Origin of the sequence: Arthrobacter sp. NPDC056727, assembly GCF_042790555.1 — a bacterium.
In the GTDB taxonomy this organism is placed as follows: domain Bacteria; phylum Actinomycetota; class Actinomycetes; order Actinomycetales; family Micrococcaceae; genus Arthrobacter.
Genome location: NZ_JBHTZA010000064.1, coordinates 1 through 1,521, shown reverse-complemented (window position 1 = coordinate 1,521; position 1,521 = coordinate 1). Strand labels below are relative to the sequence as shown.

General features: G+C 59.2%; 1 protein-coding gene. It reads right to left on the bottom strand.

The window, feature by feature from the left end:
* Positions 1–15: 15 nt before the first annotated feature.
* Complete coding sequence (locus tag ACFRAH_RS24260; RefSeq protein ID WP_377993444.1) at positions 16–1,428, bottom strand: aminomethyl transferase family protein; 1,413 nt, start codon at positions 1,426–1,428, stop codon at positions 16–18.
* Between the last annotated feature and the right edge of the window lie 93 nt (positions 1,429–1,521).

Sequence of the window (1,521 nt, the reverse complement as noted above, 5' to 3'; positions counted from 1 at the left end):
GGTTTTGCCGTGGTGTTAGTGGGCTGTTGCGCCGGTGGTTTGGTGCTTGAGTTCCCGTACTGTTTTTGCGAACGGAACGGGAGTTACTGTGGCGCGGATGGTGGTCTGCTGGTGGCGTTCGACTGCTGCCTTTGCCGATCCTCCGTTAGGTTCACCCCAGGTGATGATGAGCTCGGTGCCGGGCTGGGCGTATTCGGGGTCGATAAGGCCCAGTGACACTGCGGCCTTCTCGTTCGCCGTGTAGCCACCGTGCGTGGATAGCCCCACGAACCGGCCATCTAGTGTGTGCACGGCATCACGGTGTATCTGTGCATAATCACTGATCGGGAATTCAATTGCTTTGTAGGTCGGTCCTTCGCCGATCTGTGAACCCCAGACCTTCAGTACATCTTCCTTGTTCCACTCCAGCGCTACTTTGACCCGGTTCGGGGCCTGTGCGATCTCTTCCAGGGCGGCACGGCCGATGAAGTCGTGATCAAACTTCACGATTGACCCCAGACCAAACTCATAAGGGGTCACATAGAGGTCTTCGATGTCACCGGGCTGGAAGCTTCCGCCGAGCTGGAACCGTGCCTCCCAAGAATCAGCAGGCAGCCACTTGCGGTACTCGGCCTCGTCCTCGCCGGAGTAAATGGCCGGGAGGGGATAGGAAATCCATCCGCTCTCAACCAGGGCGCTGTAGTAGGCCTTGGAACCACCCGGGATCAGGCCGTACTCGGCGCCGGCTTCCAGAATGGCCTCGCGCACGCGCTGGTATTCCGAGAAGGGGCCGGAAAGCTCGACACCGCGGTGCCCTGCCATACCGTGGCGAAGGGCGAGCACGTCCACGCCGGCGATCCGAACTTTGCCCGTGTGGAAGAACTTGATCTCAGGGGTGGGTCCCTCAATAACCTTTTCGAAGATCGCCCACGCGTTGGGTCCGTCCATTCCAAACCGGAATTTGCGCCGGTTCGGGTTTTCCCAGGCGACCTCATCCCGCTCGATGGTGACGTCGTAGCCGCCTGTTTCAGCCTGGTACTGGACCCAGTTCAGGATCGGCTTGCCACTGATAAGTTCATACGTGCCCTCGCCAAGATCCTGAAGCACGCATTCACCGATAATCTGGCCCCGGGAATTGCAGGCGACAAACTGCTTGGCCACCCCGGGACCAAAGTTGGCCAGGCTGTTAACTCCAACAGTGTTCAGCAGCCGGAACGCATCCGGTCCGCTGAGGAAGATCTCCGGCATGTGAGCAGACTGATCGAAAATCACCGCGCTCTCGCGCCAGGCCCGCTGTTCGTCACGCCAGTTCGTCCACTCCGGCGGCACGGGGGAAAGTCCGCCAGTGATGCGGCTATGGGTTCCGGTCGGCCGGTTCCAAAAATACTCAACCAGGTCGGGCTGGTTATCAATCACGTCCTGCAGACTTGCAGCCTTTGTTTCTTCCACGGATATCTCCTTTGACTATGTGGCTGGTTCTAAAATCCGGCACCGACTCAAACAGGCGCGAGCACGATATCGAACCGAGTCGACACCCAAGGC